Raw genomic sequence first — 684 nt, 5'->3', positions numbered from 1 at the left:
AAAAGGACTTAAAAACATATAAGCCTGCTTATAGAACAGCTATCCATTTGACTTCTGTCATATCTTGGTTACTTGTGCATCCATTTATTCTTTCCATAATCTTATAAGAACAGCGCCATCAGCTCCAGCACCACTTGGAGAAGAATCGTCATGAGCACCAGCACCGCCACCACCAAAACCACGCCCCGCTTTTCCTGAACTATAGGAACCTTTGCCTAGTCCTCCAGCGCCACCACGTGATGTATCACCTCCAGCATCGCCTCCATTCCCACTTGTTTTACTCGTAATTCCATTCGTTCCAGCATAACCATTTCCGCCTTTGGCGATTCCTAGATGTTCGTCTGTTGCTAAACCAAAGTTTCCACCTGTACCTCCAGCGCCACCAGTGCCTGAATAGAAGGTAGTCGTACTACCACCAAATCCCGTGTGAGATTGATAGGCAGAAACACCCCCACCCCCCTTTCCTCCTGTAGCGGTAATAAAATTCTTTCCAACGGCTGTTATTCCTCCAGACTTACCTGTTACAGTCCGCCCTGAAACAGAATCTCCTCCTTTACCAATAGCGATATTCTCATGACCCTTTAAACTCGCTTTATAACCATACCATACCGTACAACCGCCACCGCCGCCACCGCCTCCTAAGTAATAAGAATAACCACCCCCACCACTGCCGCCGCCACCCCA

Annotated in this window: 1 pseudogene; it reads right to left on the bottom strand. The window is 48.1% G+C overall.

The features are described from left to right. Positions 1-84: 84 nt before the first annotated feature. A pseudogene (locus tag ACFIJK_RS09430) lies at positions 85-684 on the bottom strand (hypothetical protein); the annotation flags it as partial.

It is taken from the genome of Bartonella sp. PS17NMGDW (assembly GCF_042193555.1).
Taxonomy (GTDB): domain Bacteria; phylum Pseudomonadota; class Alphaproteobacteria; order Rhizobiales; family Rhizobiaceae; genus Bartonella; species Bartonella grahamii.
The sequence above is the reverse complement of the archived record's forward strand: the minus strand, read 5'-3'. Positions and strand labels throughout refer to the sequence as shown.